Source organism: Streptomyces sp. SS7 (genome assembly GCF_037993025.1).
Lineage (GTDB): Bacteria > Actinomycetota > Actinomycetes > Streptomycetales > Streptomycetaceae > Streptomyces.
On the sequence record NZ_CP141223.1, the window covers coordinates 5810291 to 5827806 of the forward strand.

The window sequence follows — 17516 nt, forward strand, 5'->3', positions numbered from 1 at the left end:
ACCTATCCTTGGAGACGGTCGGACAGCGCGGTCCGCTCTGTTTTCTTCCCGGATGTCCGGCCCGTATGCGGCACCCGCCGCCAGGACGGTCCCGGGCCCCGCCCAGACGAGCCTCAGACGAGCTTCACCACTGCAAGGAGCCGCACCTGTGAGCAGTGCCGACGACCAGACCGAGTCCCCGGCGACCACCAGTACCGAACTGAGGGCCGACATCCGCCGACTGGGTGACCTCCTCGGAGAGACCCTCGTCCGGCAGGAGGGCCCCGAGCTGCTCGACCTGGTCGAGAAGGTCCGCCGTCTCACCCGTGAGGACGGAGAGGCCGCGGCCGAGCTGCTGCGCGGCACCGAACTGGAGACCGCGGCCAAGCTCGTCCGCGCCTTCTCCACCTACTTCCACCTCGCGAACGTCACCGAGCAGGTCCACCGCGGCCGCGAGCTGCGCGCCCGGCGCGCCGCCGAGGGCGGTCTCCTCGCCCGCACCGCCGACCGCCTCAAGGACGCCGACCCCGAGCACGTCCGGGAGAGCGTCCGCAACCTGAACGTGCGCCCGGTGTTCACCGCCCACCCCACCGAGGCCGCGCGCCGGTCGGTACTGAACAAGCTCCGGCGCATCGCCGCGCTCCTGGACACCCCCGTCATCGAGGCCGACCGCCGGCGCCACGACACGCGCCTGGCCGAGAACATCGACCTCGTCTGGCAGACCGACGAACTGCGCGTCGTACGCCCCGAGCCCGCCGACGAGGCCCGCAACGCGATCTACTACCTCGACGAGCTGCACGCGAACGCCGTCGGCGACGTCCTGGAGGACCTCACCTCCGAGCTGGAGCGGGTCGGCGTCCACCTCCCCGAGGACACCCGCCCCCTCACCTTCGGCACCTGGATCGGCGGCGACCGCGACGGCAACCCCAACGTCACCCCCCAGGTCACCTGGGACGTCCTGATCCTCCAGCACGAACACGGCATCAACGACGCCCTGGAGATGATCGACGAACTGCGCGGCTTCCTGTCGAACTCCATCCGCTACACCGGCGCGACGGACGAACTGCTGGACTCCCTGAAGGCCGACCTCGAACGCCTGCCCGAGATCAGCCCCCGCTACAAGCGCCTCAACGCCGAGGAGCCCTACCGCCTCAAGGCCACCTGCGTCCGGCAGAAGCTGGAGAACACCAAGCAGCGCCTCGCCAAGGGCACCCCGCACGAGCCCGGCCGCGACTACCTCGGCACCGGCGAACTCCTGGCGGACCTCACCCTCGTCCAGAACTCCCTGCGCGAGCACCGCGGCGGCCTCTTCGCCGACGGCCGCATGAACCGCACCATCCGCACCCTGGCCGCCTTCGGCCTCCAGCTCGCCACCATGGACGTCCGCGAACACGCCGACGCCCACCACCACGCCCTCGGCCAGCTCTTCGACCGCCTCGGCGAGGAGTCCTGGCGGTACGTGGACATGCCCCGCGAATACCGTACGAAGCTGCTGGCCAAGGAGCTGCGCTCGCGCAGGCCGCTCGCCCCCACCCCGGCACCCGTCGACGCGGCCGGCGAGAAGACCCTCGGCGTCTTCCTCACCGTCAAGCGGGCCCTGGAGGTCTTCGGACCCGAGGTCATCGAGTCGTACATCATCTCCATGTGCCAGGGCGCCGACGACGTCTTCGCCGCCGCCGTCCTCGCCCGCGAGGCCGGCCTCGTCGACCTGCACGCCGGCTGGGCCAGGATCGGCATCGTGCCCCTCCTGGAGACCACCGACGAACTCAAGGCCGCCGACACCATCCTGGAGGAGATGCTCTCCGACCCCTCCTACCGGCGCCTCGTCGCCCTGCGCGGAGACGTCCAGGAGGTCATGCTCGGCTACTCCGACTCCTCCAAGTTCGGCGGCATCACCACCTCCCAGTGGGAGATCCACCGCGCCCAGCGCCGGCTGCGCGACGTCGCCCACCGCTACGGCGTACGCCTGCGCCTCTTCCACGGCCGCGGCGGCACCGTCGGCCGCGGCGGCGGCCCCTCGCACGACGCGATCCTCGCCCAGCCCTGGGGCACCCTCGAAGGCGAGATCAAGGTCACCGAGCAGGGCGAGGTCATCTCCGACAAGTACCTCATCCCCTCCCTGGCCAGGGAGAACCTGGAACTGACGGTCGCCGCCACCCTCCAGGCCTCCGCCCTGCACACCGCGCCCCGCCAGTCCGACGAAGCCCTCGCCCGCTGGGACGCCGCCATGGACGTCGTCTCCGACGCGGCGCACGCGGCGTACCGCGAGCTGGTCGAGGACCCCGACCTGCCGACGTACTTCCTCGCCTCCACGCCGGTCGACCAGCTCGCCGACCTGCACCTCGGCTCCCGGCCCTCCCGCCGCCCCGGCTCGGGCGTCTCGCTCGACGGACTGCGCGCCATCCCGTGGGTCTTCGGCTGGACCCAGTCCCGCCAGATCGTCCCCGGCTGGTACGGCGTCGGCTCCGGCCTGAAGGCCCTGCGCGAGGCGGGCCTCGACACCGTGCTCGACGAGATGCACGAGCAGTGGCACTTCTTCCGCAACTTCATCTCCAACGTCGAGATGACCCTCGCCAAGACCGACCTGCGGATCGCCCAGCACTACGTCGACACCCTCGTCCCCGACGACCTCAAGCACGTCTTCGACCGCATCCGTGCCGAGCACGAGCTCACCGTCGCCGAGGTCCTCAGGATCACCGGCGAGCGCGAACTGCTGGACGCCACCCCCGTCCTCAAGCAGACCTTCAGCATCCGCGACGCCTACCTCGACCCGATCTCCTACCTCCAGGTGACCCTGCTCAAGCGGCAGCGCGACGCCGCTGCCGCGGGCACCGAACCCGACCCGCTGCTCTCCCGCGCCCTGCTCCTCACCGTCAACGGCGTGGCGGCGGGCCTGCGCAACACCGGCTGAGCCCTTACGCAAGGACATCGCCGGGACCACGGAAGGGTGCCCCCGAGCCTCGGAGAAGTACGAGGCTCGGGGGCACCCGGCTTTTTTTCCGTACGTCAGGCTCGGCGCCGCCGGGCCACGAGGTAACCGCCGGCACCCACCAGCGCCGCAGCGAGGGCCGCCAGGACACCGACGGGCGCCCCGTTGCCGGTCTCGGCGAGACCACCGGTGCCGCCCTGCGGGGTGGACGCCGAGGACGGGGTCGCACCCGAGGAGGACGAGGGCTCGACGGACCCGGAGGGCGAAGCCGAGGGGGAGGTGGAGGTGGAGGACGAGGTGGAGGGCGAGGGGGAAGTGGACTGGGACGGCGAACCGGACGGCGACGCCGACGAGCTCCCGGACGGCGAACCCGACGGGGACGGACCGCCACCGCCCTCCTCCGCGCAGTCCACCTTGAACACCTTGTGCTTCGCCGCCCCCTTCTCGCCCTCGAAGTTCCAGAACAGCTTGTACTGGCCGTCGGGCAGCGACAGATCCTGGGTCCGGCCGTGACCGTCCGAGTCCAGCGTGATCGAGCCGGACTTGACGGTCTCGCCCTTCTCGGCGTCGTTGTCCGCCCAGGCCTCGATGTGCCAGGCGACCTGCTGGAGCCCGTCGAAATCGAAGGCGTCGAGATAGAACGCGCAGACCTTGGGCTCGTCGCGCCGGTCGGACTCCGCGGTCGTCGACCGGTGGGTCTTCACATCGCCGTTGTCGCCTTTGGCCGCGTGGGCGGCGGGAGCCAGCAGCAGGGCCGCCGAGGACGCGACGGCGACGACTCCGGCCCGGGTGAGGGTACGCATGGGGCAGTCCATCTTCGAGTGACGAAAGGGAAGATGTGGAGGGGGCGACTCAGCTTCCAACCGCTCTTGACCGCCGGTCAATCACGAACAGGCAACAGAGGCGCGCCACACAGCAAAGAAGCGCACCGAAAGCCATCAGATCATCACAAAAGCGGCGGTCAGCAACGCCACCCCCGACCCCGCCAGCGCCCACCCCCACCGCACCCGCCCCAACCCGCCCGCCACCACCACCGACGCCAGCAACAGCGCACCCCCCATCGGCACCCACGCGTACAACACCCCCGCAGGACCCGACCGCACCACCTCGGCACCGCCCGGCTTGACCACCACCGGATAGGTCCGCCCCGCGCGCACCGCCACCGACTTCTCGATCACCACCCGCGACCGCGCCGTCGACCCCTCCGACAACGGCGAGTACGGCCCCGAACAGGTCCGCGCACCACACCGCGTCACCGCGACCGTGCCGTGCTCCCGCCCCTTCGTCAGCATCACCTGCTGCGCCGTACCCCACGAACCCCACACCCCGGCGAACAGGATCAGCGCCGCGACCGCCCCCATCGCCACGAGCCGCCCGAGACGCAGGGCGGCCACGGACGCCCGACGCGCCGGAGGGGCACCCCTCTTGCGGCCTTGACGGCCCGGACGGCCCTTCCGGCGATGAGACGGGACAGCAGCGGCAGACATGGCCGGGATCATTGGCCAACCCTCAGCGGTCAGTCAACCTCCGGGGGCGACAGCTCACGAGTTGTACGTACTCTGCGCCCGCTCCAGCCCCTCGATCACCAGACACTCCACCGCGTCCGCCGCCCGGTCCACGAACCAGTCCAGCTCCTTGCGCTCCGACGAGGAGAAGTCCTTCAGCACGAAATCCGCCACCTGCATCCGCCCCGGCGGACGCCCGATCCCGCACCGCACCCGGTGGTACTCCGCACCCATCGCCTTCGTCATCGACTTCAGACCGTTGTGCCCGTTGTCCCCGCCGCCCAGCTTCACCCGCAGCGTGCCGTAGTCGATGTCCAGCTCGTCGTGCACCGCCACGATGTTCGCCACCGGCACCTTGTAGAAGTCCCGCAGCGCGTTCACCGGACCGCCGGACAGATTCATGAACGACATCGGCTTCGCCAGGATCACCCGCCGGTTCTCCGGCCCCGGCGGCCCGATCCGCCCCTCCACCACCTGGGCCTGCGCCTTGCCCGCCCGCTTGAACCTCCCCCCCGATCCGCTCGGCCAGCAGATCGGCCACCATGAAACCGACGTTGTGGCGATTGCCGGCGTACTCAGGACCGGGATTGCCGAGGCCCACGATCAGCCACGGCGCGTTGGCGGGGGTCGTCACGTCCATGTCTCCTTACGCAGCAGCCGCTGCTCCCCCCGGGACAGGGGAAACAGCGGCTGGAGCTGATGTACCGCTACGAAAGCCGGGAAAGCCGGGAGAGCCGCGAAGCGGGGGAAAGCCACGAAACGACCTGACCCCACGCAGCCTCGAAGCTACGCGGCTCAGGCCTCGGCGGCCTCTTCGCCCTCGGCGCCCTCGCCCTGGGCCTCCTCGGCCTGCGCGGCCAGCACCTGCAGGACGACCGTGTCGCCGTCCACGGCCAGCGTGGTGCCCTTCGGCAGCGTGATGTCCTGGGCGAGGACGGAGGCACCGGCCTCCAGGCCCTCGACGGACACCGTGACGCCCTCGGGGATGTGGGTGGCCTCGGTCTCGACCGGAAGCGCGTTCAGGACGTGCTCCAGCAGGTTGCCGCCGGCGGCCAGCTCACCCTCGGTCTGCACCGGGATCTCGACCGTGACCTTCTCGCCCCGCTTGACCAGCTGCAGGTCGACGTGCTCCAGGAAGCCCTTGATCGCGTCACGCTGCACGGCCTTCGGGATGGCCAGCTCGTTGGTCTTGCCGTCGATGTCCAGGGCGATCAGGACGTTCGGCGTACGCAGCGCGAGCAGCAGGTCGTGGCCCGGGAGGGTCAGGTGCAGCGGGTCCGAACCGTGGCCGTACAGGACACCGGGAACCTTGGCGTCACGACGGATACGACGGGCGGCACCCTTGCCGAACTCGGTGCGGGTCTGGGCGGAGATCTTGACCTCGGACATGATCACTCCTCGTAGGAACTCGGATCGGACGTGGTCACCCGGCCACGAACGGCCTGCTACGAAGAGCGCGTCGATAACGGAGCGTCGCATCCAAGGATGCGGCCTCCCTCGCCGAGCAACTGCAGAAGTCTACTCGGCGGAGGAGGCCGCAGAAAAATCGATCATCCTGAAGGAAGAACCCGAAGGACGACGGGGGGCGAACGGCCCTACTGCTCGTCGAACAGGCTCGTCACGGACCCGTCCTCGAACACCTCACGCACCGCACTCGCGATGGTGTGCGCGATCGACAGCACCGTGATCTTGTCCAGCTCCAGCTCACCCGGCGTCGGCAGCGTGTTGGTGAACACGAACTCGCTGACCTTCGAGTTCTTCAGACGGTCGGCCGCCGGACCCGACAGCACACCGTGCGTCGCCGTCACGATGACATCCTCCGCACCGTGCGCGAACAGCGCGTCCGCCGCGGCACAGATCGTGCCACCCGTGTCGATCATGTCGTCGACCAGGACACAGACCCGGCCCTTGACCTCGCCCACGACCTCGTGGACCGTCACCTGGTTCGCCACGTCCTTGTCACGCCGCTTGTGCACGATCGCCAGCGGCGCACCCAGCCGGTCGCACCAACGGTCCGCCACCCGCACCCGGCCCGCGTCCGGCGACACCACGGTCAGCTTCGCACTGTCCACCTTGCTGCCCACGTAGTCCGCCAGCAGCGGCAGCGCGAACAGGTGGTCCACCGGACCGTCGAAGAAGCCCTGGATCTGGTCCGTGTGCAGATCCACCGTCAGGATCCGGTCCGCACCCGCCGTCTTCATCAGGTCCGCGATCAGCCGCGCCGAGATCGGCTCACGGCCACGGTGCTTCTTGTCCTGCCGCGCATAGCCGTAGAACGGCACGATCACCGTGATCGAACGCGCCGAAGCACGCTTCAGCGCATCGATCATGATCAACTGTTCCATGATCCACTTGTTGATCGGAGCCGTGTGGCTCTGGATCAGGAAGCAGTCCGCACCACGCGCCGACTCCTGGTAGCGGACGTAGATCTCACCATTGGCGAAGTCGAAGGCCTTCGTCGGGACGACCCCGACACCCAGCTCGTGGGCGACCTCCTCGGCAAGCTCGGGGTGGGCGCGGCCGGAGAAGAACATCAACTTCTTCTCGCCGGTCGTCTTGATCCCGGTCACAGCACTGTCTCCTCAGAGGTTTCTCAGGGGGGTGCGGGTTCGCACTTATCACGGTACGCCGTGTTTGACGCACCCGTTTCCGGTCAGCCTTCGCCCTCGCCCTGCCGCGCAGCCGCCTCGGCCGCCTGCGCGGCGGCACTCCCCGGACGCTTGCGAGCCACCCAACCCTCGATATTCCGCTGCTGACCACGGGCCACGGCCAGCGAACCGGGCGGCACGTCCTTCGTGATCACGGACCCGGCGGCGGTGTACGCACCGTCCCCGACCGTGACAGGAGCCACAAACATGTTGTCCGACCCCGTACGACAGTGCGAGCCGATGGTGGTGTGATGCTTGTCCTGTCCGTCGTAGTTCACGAACACACTCGCGGCACCGATGTTGCTGAACTCACCGATCGTCGCGTCACCGACATAGGACAGATGCGGGATCTTCGTCCCCTCACCGATCGACGCGTTCTTCGTCTCCACGTACGTCCCGATCTTGCCCTTCGCCCCCAGCCGCGAACCCGGCCGCAGATAGGCGTACGGCCCCACGCTCGCCTGCGCGCCGATGTGCGACGAGTAGGCGACCGTGTTGTCGACACGGGCCCCCGCACCCACCACCGTGTCCGTCAGCCGGCTGTTCGGACCGACCTCCGCGCCCTCACCGAGATGCGTCGCACCGTGCAACTGCGTCCCCGGGTGCACGACGGCGTCCTGCTCGAAGGTGACCGTGACGTCGACCCAGGTGGTGGCGGGATCGACGACCGTCACACCGGACAGCATGGCGGCCGTGAGGAGCCGGTCGTTGAGAATCCGACGGGCCTCGCTCAGCTGCACCCGGTTGTTGATCCCCGCGATCTCCCGGTGATCGGCGGCCACCGAGGCCCCGACCCGGTGCCCGGCTTCCCGCAGGATCCCCAGGACGTCGGTGAGGTACTCCTCACCCTGGCTGTTATCGGTACGGACCTTCTTGAGAGCGTCCGCGAGCAGCGCCCCGTCGAACGCGAACACCCCGGAGTTGATCTCCCGGATCGCCCGCTGGGCCGCGGAGGCGTCCTTGTGCTCCACGATGGCCGTGACGGCACCCGTCGCCTCGTCCCGCACGATCCGCCCGTACCCGGTGGCGTCCGGCACCTCGGCGGTCAGCACGGTGACCGCGTTGCCGTCGCCGTGATGGGTCGCGGCCAGCGCGGACAGGGTGGCACCGGTCAGGAGAGGGGTGTCGCCGCAGACGACGACCACCGTCCCGTCCACCCGGCTGCCCAGCTCCTCCAGCGCGATCCGCACGGCGTGACCGGTGCCGTTCTGCTGCTCCTGCACGGCGGTGCGCACGGCGGCGTCGACCTCGGCGAGGTGCGCGGTGACCTTCTCGCGCGCGTGCCCGACGACGACGACCAGGTTCTCGGGGTCCAACTCACGGGCGGCGGCCAGCACATGCCCGACGAGACTGCGGCCGCAGAGCTCGTGGAGGACCTTGGGTGTGGCCGACTTCATACGGGTGCCCTCACCCGCTGCGAGAACGACGACGGCTGCCGGGCGAATGGCGCTCACGAATGTGCCCTTCGGCTGTGGAGTGAGGTGGGGACACCCGAAGGATACCGGGGCGTTTCCTGGCGGACATGAGAGCGGGCCCTGACAGTGCTGTCAGGGCCCACCTTCACTGGGGCTCCCGGGGAAGGATTCGAACCTCCATAAGCGACACCAAAAGACGCTGTCCTGCCCTTAGACGACCCGGGATCGCCCTTATGTCCGGTTCGATAGATCGCCCGGATGGACAGCCTCTACTATGCCGTACCAAGCGCCTTCGATGCGACGGTACAGATCGGCGCCTTGCCGCACCTTGACGCCCAGACATCCTCGGTACGACTGACCCGTGTTCTTGCGCACGGTCGTTGGGTTGTGCTTCTTGAGGATCGTCTTGCCAAGGTCTGACCTGTCGAGGCCAAGGAGGTCGGCCCAGTAGCGCTCGGCTGCCAGGACGTCTGCGGATTCATGGATCATGACGCGGCAGTGCAGCCGATCGCGTCCCACGGCGAGCAGGTCCAGCCATGCCAGGAAGACCCTGATCACGTCAGGGTCGCTGTTGACGAACTCCACAGCCTCCCGGCGAACGTGAGGCTTGTCCTTGGTGCCCTCGGCCCGGTAGAGCGCCACACCGGTCAGGAACAGTTCCCGCGCCGTCAGCGTGCCCACGGCTGCCGCTGCTGCCTGCTTCGTGGTCTCACGTTCTTGTTGCCGGGTGGCTTGAAGTCGTGCGAGTCCCGCGTTCATTCGCTCCCGCTGCTCCTCCGGTGTGCACCTCGGCTCGGGATGCGGCAGATCCCGGACCCAGAGGGACACCGAGCTCTTCGAGCACCCCAGCTCCGCCTGGATCTGGTTGTACGTCCAGCCTTGCTGTCGTAGCTCCCGTGCCCTCTGTCGAAGCTCGTCCTTCGCTCGTGGCCGCTTCGTCCACTCCGGAGGAGGCTCACCCTCGACGAGGCGTTGCAGTGTCTCTTTGTTGTGGACCTGAAGTTCGTCGCGGATCTGCCGAAGGCTGTAGCCCGCCCGCCGCAGGGCGACCGCCCGCTCGCGCAGGGTCTCGAAGTCCGCGTACCTGCCAGGTGAATGTGCCATGCGCATACCGTCCAGCCGGAATGGATGGTTCCGGAGTCGAACGAGTGCGGTTCACCTGTTCGAGCGAAGGTGTCGGGTCGGGGTCGTAGAAAGTCGACAGAAACGAATGGGGCCTCGCCCGTAGGCTGGAGGCATGACCTCGACGGGGGAAGAGACCGCGGCGGAACGGAGGGGGCCACTGTGGTGGCCCAGGTGGCGTAGCGCCGCGTTCGACTGGAGCCTGGCCGCGGTGTCCGCCGTGGAGTGCGCGGCGGAGGGCGTGGCGTTCGCGCGGGACGCCGGGATCCCGGAGGCGGTGGGGATCGTCTTCGGGTGGCTCGCCGGGTCGGTGCTGGTGGTGCGGCGGCAGTGGCCGATCGCCGTGGTGCTGGTGGCCATCGCGATCACGCCGGCCCAGATGGGCTTCCTGATGGGTCTGGTCGGGCTGTACACGCTCGCCGCGTCCGAGCTGCCCCGCCGGATCATCGCCTCGCTCGCCGGGATGCAGCTGCTGGGGACGTTGATCGTGACGTTCGTCCGGGTGCGGCAGAGCATGGACGCGGGGCGGCTGACCATCGGGGACTGGTTCATCCCGTTCGCGGCGCTGGTGATGTCGCTGGGGCTGACCGCGCCGCCCGTCCTGCTGGGGTTGTACGTCGGTCAGCGGCGCCGGCTGATGGAGAGCCTGCGGGAGCGGGCGGACAGTCTGGAGCGGGAGTTGCAGCTGCTCGCGGAGCGGGCGGAGGAGCGGGCGGAGTGGGCGCGGGGGGAGGAGCGGACGCGGATCGCGCGGGAGATGCACGACGTGGTCGCGCACCGGGTGAGCCTGATGGTGGTGCATGCGGCGGCGCTGCAGGCCGTGGCGCGCAAGGATCCGGAGAAGGCCGTGCGGAACGCCGCGTTGGTGGGGGACATGGGGCGGCAGGCGTTGACGGAGTTGCGGGAGATGCTGGGGGTGTTGCGCAGCGGTGGGGAGCGGGAGCGGGCGGCGGCGTCGGTGCCGTTGGTGGCGGTGGGGGTGGCGGCAGCGGCGGCGGCTTCGCGGGCGGTGGTGGAGCAGCACGGTGAGGGGCCGTGTCTGGAGGAGTTGGAGGAGTTGATCGGGCAGTCGGCGGCTGCGGGGATGGTGGTGGAGCTGTCGGTGGAGGGGGAGGTGCGGTCGTATGCGGGGGAGATCGAGCAGACGGCGTACCGGGTGGTGCAGGAGGCGTTGACGAACGTGCACAAGCATGCGGCGGGGGCGAAGACGCAGGTGCGGTTGGCGCATCGGGTGGCGGAGATCGCGATGCAGGTGGAGAACGGGCCGCCGCCGGAGGTGGGTGCGGCGGGTTCGGCGGGGTTGCCGTCGGGGGGGAACGGTCTGGTGGGGATGAAGGAGCGGGTGGTGGCGCTGGGTGGGGTGTTCGTGTCGGGGCCGACGGAGGCGGGTGGTTTCCGGGTGTCGGCGGTGATTCCGTCCGTGTGAGGGGGGCGGTCAGCCGGCGGTGAGGCGTACGGGTTCGATGCCGGAGACGAGGGCGGCGAGGGCCTGGTCGATGTCGGGGCCGAGGTACCAGTCGCCGGTGTGGTCGAGGGCGTAGACGCGGCCTTCGGCGTCGATGGCGAGGAGGGAGTGGGTGTCGGTCTCGGTGCCGAGGGGGCTGACGTCGGTGTCGAGGGCGCGGCCGAGGTCGGCGAGGGTGCGGGCCATGTGGAGGCCGTGGAGGGGGTCGAGGTGCAGGGGGGTGGGGGCGATCTGGCGGCCGGGTCCGGCGGGGGTGAGGGTGAGGCCGCCGAATTCGGCCCAGGCTTCGACGGCGGCGGGGAAGACGGCGTGGCGGTGGCCGGCGGGGCTGGTGTGGTCGCGGAGGGTGTCGGCCCAGATCTCGGCCTGTTTGATGTCCCAGCGTCCGGGTTGCCAGCCGGCGGCGCGCAGGGTGGCGTCCACGGGGACGGGGAAGCGGGTGGTGGAGGTGCGCGGGTCCGGGTGCATCGGCCTTCGTTCGTCGTTCGCGGTGCGTCTTGCGCGGTGCGTCGTTCGTGGTGCGTCGTTCGTGGTGCGTCGTTCGTGGTGTTTCGTGCTCGGTGGTGCTGTGGGCGTCAGCCGCCGGCTTCCGGGTCGACGATGCGGACGCCGAAGTGGGCGCTGAGGGCGGTGCAGGCGCGGCAGGGTGCGGCGAAGCTGCCGTGGAGCGGGTCGCCGTCCTCGCGGATGCGGCGGGCGGTGAGTTTGGCTTGTTTCAGTGCCTTGCGGGCTTCGCCGTTGGTCATGGGTTTGCGGGCGGCGCGTCTGCTGCGGGCGGCGTCGGCGGCCGCGATGTGGCGGGAGATCAGGAGTGCTTCGGCGCAGCGTCCGGTGAAGCGGTCGCGCTGGGCGCTGCCGAGGGTGTCGAGGAAGTCCTGGACGAGGTGGTGCAGGGCCGGGGGCTGGTCGCCGCGGGCCGCGGTGCCGGTGAGGGTGGCGCCGCGCACGGAGAGGGCTGCGGCGATGGTGGGGAGTATGCCGTCGCGGCGGTGACGGAGTGTGGGGGTGTGGGGGGTCTCGGTGCTGGACCAGCCGATGCGGGGGTCGCCTGATGCGGGCGTTTGCGGCCCGTTGTGCTGCCCCGTTTGCGTTGCGTTCATGATCGTCATCCCCTCCCGAGCATGCCCTCGGACGTCACAGGGTGCCAAATGGCGTGGCTGGTGGGGAAGCTGGGCGCTGCGACACGCCCGCGTTCGGGCGGTCCGTGAGGGTGGGGTGACGGCTGGTCACGGGTGCGGGGGGCGTCGAACGGAGCGCCGGTGACCTGTGTCGTCGTACCGCATAGGCTGTCGGCACCGTGATGCGCGCGGTGGGCGCGTGTTGGAGAACCGTTGGAGACAGTCGATACGGGGCGTGGTGGGCCGGGTCCGGAAGCGGGACCGGTCGCTGCGGGCCGTACCAGAGTGCCGCAGGGGGCAACCGCCATGACGACGAGTCGGCTCGGGCAGCAAGCCGCGCCGCCCAACGCGGCCTATGCCGGGCAGGTCGTGCACTTTCCGGATCCGGTGCGTGCGGCGCGGCACCCGAGAGGGGTGCGGATCGACGAGCGCGGCTATCCGGATTTCTCGCCGTACGCGCGCGCGGCGGCGGAGATCGCGGATCCCCCGGAGGGTTTCGGGGTGGACGAGTTGCGGTTGACGGACTACGTGTCGGCGAACGCGGTGCTGGCGGCGTCGGGGCACGCGTTGTGGGACACGGTGCCGAACGTGGCGACGCCGCACGGCTGGACGTGGCACCACGTGGTGGGTTCGCGGCGGCTGGAGCTGGTTCCGGTCGAGGTGAAGGCGTTGCTGAGGCATCACGGTGGCCTGGCGACGGCGGCGGTGGACCAGGGGAAGCGGGGGACGCGGCCGTTGCAGGAGACGCGTCCGGCGCATGTGGGGCTGCCGAAGTCGGGTGTGGCGGTGACGGAGGCGCAGGTGCAGGGGGTCGAGGAGGACCTGGGGTACCGGCTGCCGGGGGCGTACCGGTCGTTCCTGAAGGCGGCGGGCGGGTGCGCGCCGGTGGGCGCGGCGCTCGACGCCGAGCTGGGGCTGCTGGTGGACCAGCCGTTCTTCACGGTGCGGGACGAGGCGGCGGTCAATGACCTGGTGTACGTCAACAAGTGTCTGCGGGACCATCTGACGAAGGACTACCTGGGTGTCGGGTTCGTGCAGGGCGGGCTGCTCGCGGTGAAGGTGAAGGGCGAGCGGGTCGGTTCGGTGTGGTTCTGCGCGTACGACGACGTCCGGGACGTGGATCCCGCGTTGCCGCCCGCGGAGCGTACGCAGCGGCTGCTGCTGCCGTGCGGTGCGGACTTCGACGTGTTCCTGTCGCGGCTGGCCGGTAATCCGCCGGAGCTGGAGACGGTGGCGAATCTGATGGTGGACGGCGGGTTCGCGCGTGCGGTGCCCGTGGCGTCCGTCGGTGCGGGGGAGTGAGCTGAGCGATGGTGACGTTCGCGCAGGCGCAGGAGCGCGCCGAGGAGTGGATCAACGGGGACGTTCCGGCGTACCAGCACCGTGAGGTGCGGGTACGGGAGTTCGGGCTCGGGTTCGTGGTGTGGGCGGAGGACCGCGCGGAGGGACCCCGGTCGGACGGGGGCGCGCAGCGGCTGGTGATCGCCCGGGACAGCGGGGAGGCCACGCTGTGGCCGGCGCTGCCGGTGGGTGAGGTGATCCGCCGTTACGAGGAGGAGTACGGCCGTCCGGAAGAGCCCCGGGACGCGGCGCCGGCGCCCGCGGCGCGGGTGGATCTGAACCAGACGTCGTTCCTGTTGTCGCCGCCGGAGTGGTTGCAGGACGCGGCGGACAAGCTGGGCATCGGGGAGACGACGCGGGAGTCCGACGGCGGGGGCTCGGGGGCCGGGGTCGGTGCTGGTGCCGGTTCCGGTTCCGGTGCGGGTTCTGGTGCTGCTTCCGGTGCTGGTCTGTCGGCCGGTGCTGCGGGTGCCGGCGGTGCGACGGGTGGGGGCGTGGCGCCGGATCCGTCGCTGCCGCGGACGCAGGCGGGTGTGCCGGGGAGCGGGCTGCCGCGGACGCAGGCCGGTGTGCCGGGGAGCGGGCTGCCGCAGACGCAGCCCGGGGTGCCGACGGGGCCCGCGGCCGGTGTGCCGGGGGGTCCTGTCGCGCCGCCGCCCGCCGGGGCGACGCCCTGGACGGGGACGGACACCAACGGCGACGCCGGCGACGACCGTTCCGTACCGCTGCCCGCGACGGTCTTCGCGCCGCCGCTGAGCGGCTCCGACGAGCCCGCGCCGCCGCCCGCCGGGCTGCCGGACGCCGAGACGGCCCTGATGAAGGGCGGCAGCCGGCTGCCGCCGACGGCGGTCGCCCCGGCGATGGACGCCCCGGGCGCGGCGGCTGCCGCGGGCGCACCGGGTGCCGCGGGCACGCGGGGCGGCACGCCGACCCCGCCTCCGCCGCCCGGGCCGGGTGGGTCGTCGTACGGGTATCCGCAGGGGCCGGGCGCGCCCGTGCCGCCGACTCCCCCTCAGGGACCCGCCGGGGCGTCGTACGGGTATCCACCAGCACCTGGCGGTGCTGGTGCCGAGGGCGGGGGCGCGCCGGGGCGGCCGCTCGCGCCGAATGCCGGTGAGATCGCCGACGCCGCGACCAGCAAGGCGGCTCCTCCTCCGCGCCGTGCGCGCGGTGGGGCCACGCCGCCGCCTCCGCCGGGTGCGCCGGGGGCTCCGGGCGGCCGGCCGGGCGCTGCGCCGCCTCCGCCGCCGCCCGGTGCGGGTGCGCCCGGGGCCGGCGCGGCGGGGGGCTATGTGCCCACGCAGCTGGTGTCGGCCCTGGGGCCGGAGGGGCCGGCCGGTCCCGGTGCGCCGAACGCGCCCGCCGGGCCGAACGCCCCGGGCGGGCCGAACACGCCGGGTGGTGCTCCTCCCGGCGGTGTGCACCATGCCGCGACCATGCTGGCCGACCCGGGGCGGATGGGTCCGGGTGGACCCGGTGGCCCTGGTGTACCCGGTGTACCCGGTGGCCCTGGTGGGGTCGGGGGCGCGCCGCAGCCTCCGGGCGCCCCTGGGATGCCGCAGCCTCCGGCAGGTGCGCCCGGCGCACCGCACGCGCCCGGCGTACCCCAGGGTCCGGGTGCTCCCGGTGCTCCCGGTGCTCCGCATCAGGCGCAGACCGTGCTGGCCGGGCCTCCGGTCGGCGCCCCCGGTGCGCCCCCGCCGCCCGCTCCTGGCGCTCCTGGCGCCCCTGGGATGCCCCCGGGTGTCCCTCGGGGCATGCCGGCAGGTGTGCCCGGAGCGGGGCAGCCGCCGGGGTACGGGTATCCCCAGCAGCCGCCCGGGCAGCCGACGGTCGGCCCGGGGTACCAGGCCGTGCTGCGCTACCGCGCGCAGGACGGTTCGGAGCAGCAGGTGATCCGGCGTTCGGCGCCGGGCACCCCGCACCCGGAGTGGCAGATCTTCCACGAGCTGCGGGCCATGAACGTGCCCCCGGACCAGGTGCTGGAGCTGCACACCGAGCTGGAGTCGTGCGAGCTGCCGGGCGCGTACTGCGCGCGGATGATCCGGGAGCAGTGGCCGCAGGCGCGGCTGGCGAGCATCGCGCCGTACGGCACGGACCACGCGAGCCGGCAGCAGGGCATGCAGCAGTTGCTGGCGCACCAGGGGGAGTTGCACCAGGTGGCCGACGGTCCCGCGCGGCCCGCGCCGGTGCGGGCGCCGTTGCCGCCGGTGCAGCCGGTCCCGCCGATCCCGCCGGAGGCGATCGCGCAGGAGCTGGGTGCGGCGTTCGGGCCGGGGCTCTTCCGGTTCGAGCAGGCGGCGGTGTCCCGGCAGGGCGTGCCGCCGGTCGTGGCGCACACGCTGGTGGTGGCGGGCCTGCCGATGGACATGGGGCCGTTCTTCTGGGCGCAGGCCCAGCCGGGGCGGCCGGTGCCGACGCTGGCGGAGCTGGCGGCCGAGCGGGGGGTGCGGTCGGCGCCGGACGCGGGGTCGTACCTCGTCATGGGCAGTGACTTCGGCAAGGCCGTCTGTGTGCAGTACGGGACGGCGAACATCGTCGCGGTGCCGGTGGAGGCGGGGCCGGGCGGCGGGTCGGTGCCGCCGCAGTTCGTGAACACCGGGCTGCCGGAGTTCCAGCGGTGTCTCGCTCTGCTGGGCCGGATGTGGCGGCTGCGGTTCGGGCTGAACCAGGAGCAGGCGGGGCGCTGGACGGTGGACTTCCAGGCGCAGTTGGCCTCGCTGGACCCGGCGGCGCTGGGTTCGCCGGAGAGCTGGTGGTCGGTGCTGCTGGAGCAGATGTGGGACGGACTGCTGTGAGGCGGGCGTCCCGCTGACACCGGGTGTGTCGAGGGCCGGGCCGGTCATATGACCGGCCCGGCCCTTTTTCTGCGGGGAAGGCCCGCACCATGCGTCCGGAGTGTCGCGTTATGAACACTTAAGTCCGATACATCAAGATATGCGGGAAATCATCATTTCGCGTCCGTCTGGTGGAAGGGGCTACAGCATGAGCAGCGCACGGGTGTCATCGCCGGGGTTCGTGACCGTTCTCGGGCGCGGCTACCGGCCCAAAGAAGTCGACACGTTCACCGCCGCGCTCTCCGCCGAACGCGACGCGGCCTGGGAGCGGGTCACCCGGCTCACGATGCTTGCCAAGGACATGGTGGTCGAGGCCAAGCGGCTGCGGGAGGCCTGCACCGAGATCAAACCGCAGACGTACGACTCCCTCGGGGAGCAGGCCCGGCGCCTGTGGGAGCTCGCCCAGGAAGAGGCTGCGGGGATGGTCGAGCGTGCCCGGCGGGAGGCGGCGGAGGAGGTCGCGCAGGCCGAGGAGCACGCCGAGACGCTGGGCCGCACGGCGCAGGAGCAGGCGGAGGCGATCCGTACCGAGGCCAAGGAGCACGCCCACAAGCGGCTGCTCGCCGCGCGCGCCGAGGCGCAGGGCATCCGCGTCACCGCTCGGCGCAAGGTGAAGGAGTTCCGCGGCGCGGAGCTCGACGCGCTGCGTGACGTACGGCAGCGCACCGCGGGCCTGCTGGTGGAGCCGAAGCACGAGCACGCCGAGAAGTGGGCCGAGGCGGACCGTGAGCTGGCCGAGCGGATCGCCGCCCTGGAGGCGAACAATGAGCGGGCGGTGGCCCGTGCCGAGGAGGCCCTGGCCGCGGCGCAGCGGGAGTTCACCGAGGCCCAGGAGTCGATCGGCCGGCGGCAGGAGGAGGCACGCGCGCGTGCCACGCAGATCCTCGCCGAGGCCCGGCTGAAGGAGGACCGCATCGCGCAGGAGACCGAACGGGTGGTGCGCAAGCACCAGGAACTCTCGGAGGAGGTGCGGGCGCACATGGAGCAGGTCCAGGAGAGCCTCAGGGCGCTCACGGGCCGCCCCGCGGAGTGATCATGCACGCACGGCACGGCACGGCACGGTCCGGCACGGCACGGCACGGCACGGCACGGTCCGGCACGGTCCGGCACGGTCCGGCACGGCACGGCACGCGCGCGCACGCGCGTGCCGTGTCTTC

The 17516-nt window shown here is 71.4% G+C and carries 13 protein-coding genes, 1 tRNA gene and 1 pseudogene; 5 read left to right on the forward strand and 10 right to left on the reverse strand.

Annotated features, from left to right (window positions below; genetic code table 11):
- Positions 1-148 precede the first annotated feature (148 nt).
- Positions 149-2890: a phosphoenolpyruvate carboxylase gene (gene ppc / locus U5640_RS26980; RefSeq protein ID WP_340378317.1), complete on the forward strand. Its 2742-nt coding sequence runs from the start codon at positions 149-151 to the stop codon at positions 2888-2890.
- A gap of 95 nt (positions 2891-2985) precedes the next feature.
- Here ppc and U5640_RS26985 read toward each other — a convergent pair whose 3' ends face one another.
- The 8 genes and pseudogenes from U5640_RS26985 to U5640_RS27020 form a co-directional block, all read right to left on the reverse strand.
- Positions 2986-3711, reverse strand: coding sequence for an LPXTG cell wall anchor domain-containing protein (locus tag U5640_RS26985; protein ID WP_340378318.1), 726 nt, complete (start codon positions 3709-3711; stop codon positions 2986-2988).
- 135 nt (positions 3712-3846) lie between these two features.
- The gene (locus tag U5640_RS26990) at positions 3847-4407 is read right to left on the reverse strand and encodes a hypothetical protein (protein WP_340378319.1); all 561 of its coding nucleotides are present in this window, start codon (positions 4405-4407) and stop codon (positions 3847-3849) included.
- Between the two features lie 42 nt (positions 4408-4449).
- Positions 4450-5053 (reverse strand): annotated as a pseudogene (gene pth / locus U5640_RS26995) (aminoacyl-tRNA hydrolase).
- A gap of 155 nt (positions 5054-5208) precedes the next feature.
- Entirely contained in the window at positions 5209-5802 is a 594-nt protein-coding gene (locus U5640_RS27000; protein WP_340378320.1) for a 50S ribosomal protein L25/general stress protein Ctc, read from the reverse strand.
- Between the two features lie 206 nt (positions 5803-6008).
- Positions 6009-6983: a ribose-phosphate diphosphokinase gene (locus U5640_RS27005; RefSeq protein ID WP_067251117.1), complete on the reverse strand. Its 975-nt coding sequence runs from the start codon at positions 6981-6983 to the stop codon at positions 6009-6011.
- An 83-nt stretch (positions 6984-7066) separates the two neighbouring features.
- Positions 7067-8515 carry a bifunctional UDP-N-acetylglucosamine diphosphorylase/glucosamine-1-phosphate N-acetyltransferase GlmU gene (glmU, locus tag U5640_RS27010; protein WP_340378321.1) on the reverse strand — a complete coding sequence of 483 codons (1449 nt, stop codon included), beginning with the start codon at positions 8513-8515 and terminating at the stop codon, positions 7067-7069.
- Positions 8516-8630: 115 nt separating this feature from the next.
- Positions 8631-8701 (reverse strand) — tRNA-Gln (locus tag U5640_RS27015).
- 6 nt (positions 8702-8707) lie between these two features.
- On the reverse strand, positions 8708-9580 hold the full coding sequence (locus U5640_RS27020) for a helix-turn-helix domain-containing protein (protein ID WP_340378322.1): 873 nt from the start codon (positions 9578-9580) through the stop codon (positions 8708-8710).
- A gap of 133 nt (positions 9581-9713) precedes the next feature.
- Here U5640_RS27020 and U5640_RS27025 point away from each other — a divergent pair, with 133 nt between their 5' ends.
- Positions 9714-11024 (forward strand): histidine kinase, encoded by a 1311-nt coding sequence (locus U5640_RS27025; protein ID WP_340378323.1) that lies wholly within the window; start codon positions 9714-9716, stop codon positions 11022-11024.
- Positions 11025-11033: 9 nt separating this feature from the next.
- On the opposite strand, the gene U5640_RS27030 is transcribed toward U5640_RS27025, so the two are convergent.
- Positions 11034-11531, reverse strand: a complete 498-nt coding sequence (locus tag U5640_RS27030) for an SUKH-3 domain-containing protein (RefSeq protein ID WP_340378324.1) — start codon at positions 11529-11531, stop codon at positions 11034-11036.
- Positions 11532-11638: 107 nt separating this feature from the next.
- Positions 11639-12172 carry a YwqJ-related putative deaminase gene (locus U5640_RS27035; RefSeq protein ID WP_340378325.1) on the reverse strand — a complete coding sequence of 178 codons (534 nt, stop codon included), beginning with the start codon at positions 12170-12172 and terminating at the stop codon, positions 11639-11641.
- A 315-nt stretch (positions 12173-12487) separates the two neighbouring features.
- Between U5640_RS27035 and U5640_RS27040 the strand changes: the two genes are divergently transcribed.
- The 3 genes from U5640_RS27040 to U5640_RS27050 all read left to right on the forward strand — a co-directional run bounded on the left by U5640_RS27040 (position 12488) and on the right by U5640_RS27050 (position 17392).
- Entirely contained in the window at positions 12488-13483 is a 996-nt protein-coding gene (locus tag U5640_RS27040; RefSeq protein ID WP_340378326.1) for an SMI1/KNR4 family protein, read from the forward strand.
- Positions 13484-13491: 8 nt separating this feature from the next.
- The gene (locus U5640_RS27045) at positions 13492-16320 is read left to right on the forward strand and encodes an SUKH-4 family immunity protein (RefSeq protein WP_340378327.1); all 2829 of its coding nucleotides are present in this window, start codon (positions 13492-13494) and stop codon (positions 16318-16320) included.
- A 187-nt stretch (positions 16321-16507) separates the two neighbouring features.
- On the forward strand, positions 16508-17392 hold the full coding sequence (locus U5640_RS27050) for a cellulose-binding protein (RefSeq protein WP_340378328.1): 885 nt from the start codon (positions 16508-16510) through the stop codon (positions 17390-17392).
- Positions 17393-17516 lie beyond the last annotated feature (124 nt).

What these genes read in the sequence shown, in the direction of transcription:
- U5640_RS27050 (WP_340378328.1), top strand. Translation starts at nt 16,508, where the DNA reads ATGAGCAGCGCACGGGTGTCATCGCCGGGGTTCGTGACCGTTCTCGGG.
- U5640_RS27035 (WP_340378325.1), bottom strand. Translation starts at nt 12,172, where the DNA reads ATGACGATCATGAACGCAACGCAAACGGGGCAGCACAACGGGCCGCAA.
- U5640_RS27045 (WP_340378327.1), top strand. Translation starts at nt 13,492, where the DNA reads ATGGTGACGTTCGCGCAGGCGCAGGAGCGCGCCGAGGAGTGGATCAAC.
- U5640_RS26985 (WP_340378318.1), bottom strand. Translation starts at nt 3,711, where the DNA reads ATGCGTACCCTCACCCGGGCCGGAGTCGTCGCCGTCGCGTCCTCGGCG.
- U5640_RS27000 (WP_340378320.1), bottom strand. Translation starts at nt 5,802, where the DNA reads ATGTCCGAGGTCAAGATCTCCGCCCAGACCCGCACCGAGTTCGGCAAG.
- U5640_RS26990 (WP_340378319.1), bottom strand. Translation starts at nt 4,407, where the DNA reads ATGATCCCGGCCATGTCTGCCGCTGCTGTCCCGTCTCATCGCCGGAAG.
- U5640_RS27030 (WP_340378324.1), bottom strand. Translation starts at nt 11,531, where the DNA reads ATGCACCCGGACCCGCGCACCTCCACCACCCGCTTCCCCGTCCCCGTG.
- U5640_RS27020 (WP_340378322.1), bottom strand. Translation starts at nt 9,580, where the DNA reads ATGGCACATTCACCTGGCAGGTACGCGGACTTCGAGACCCTGCGCGAG.
- U5640_RS27040 (WP_340378326.1), top strand. Translation starts at nt 12,488, where the DNA reads ATGACGACGAGTCGGCTCGGGCAGCAAGCCGCGCCGCCCAACGCGGCC.
- U5640_RS27025 (WP_340378323.1), top strand. Translation starts at nt 9,714, where the DNA reads ATGACCTCGACGGGGGAAGAGACCGCGGCGGAACGGAGGGGGCCACTG.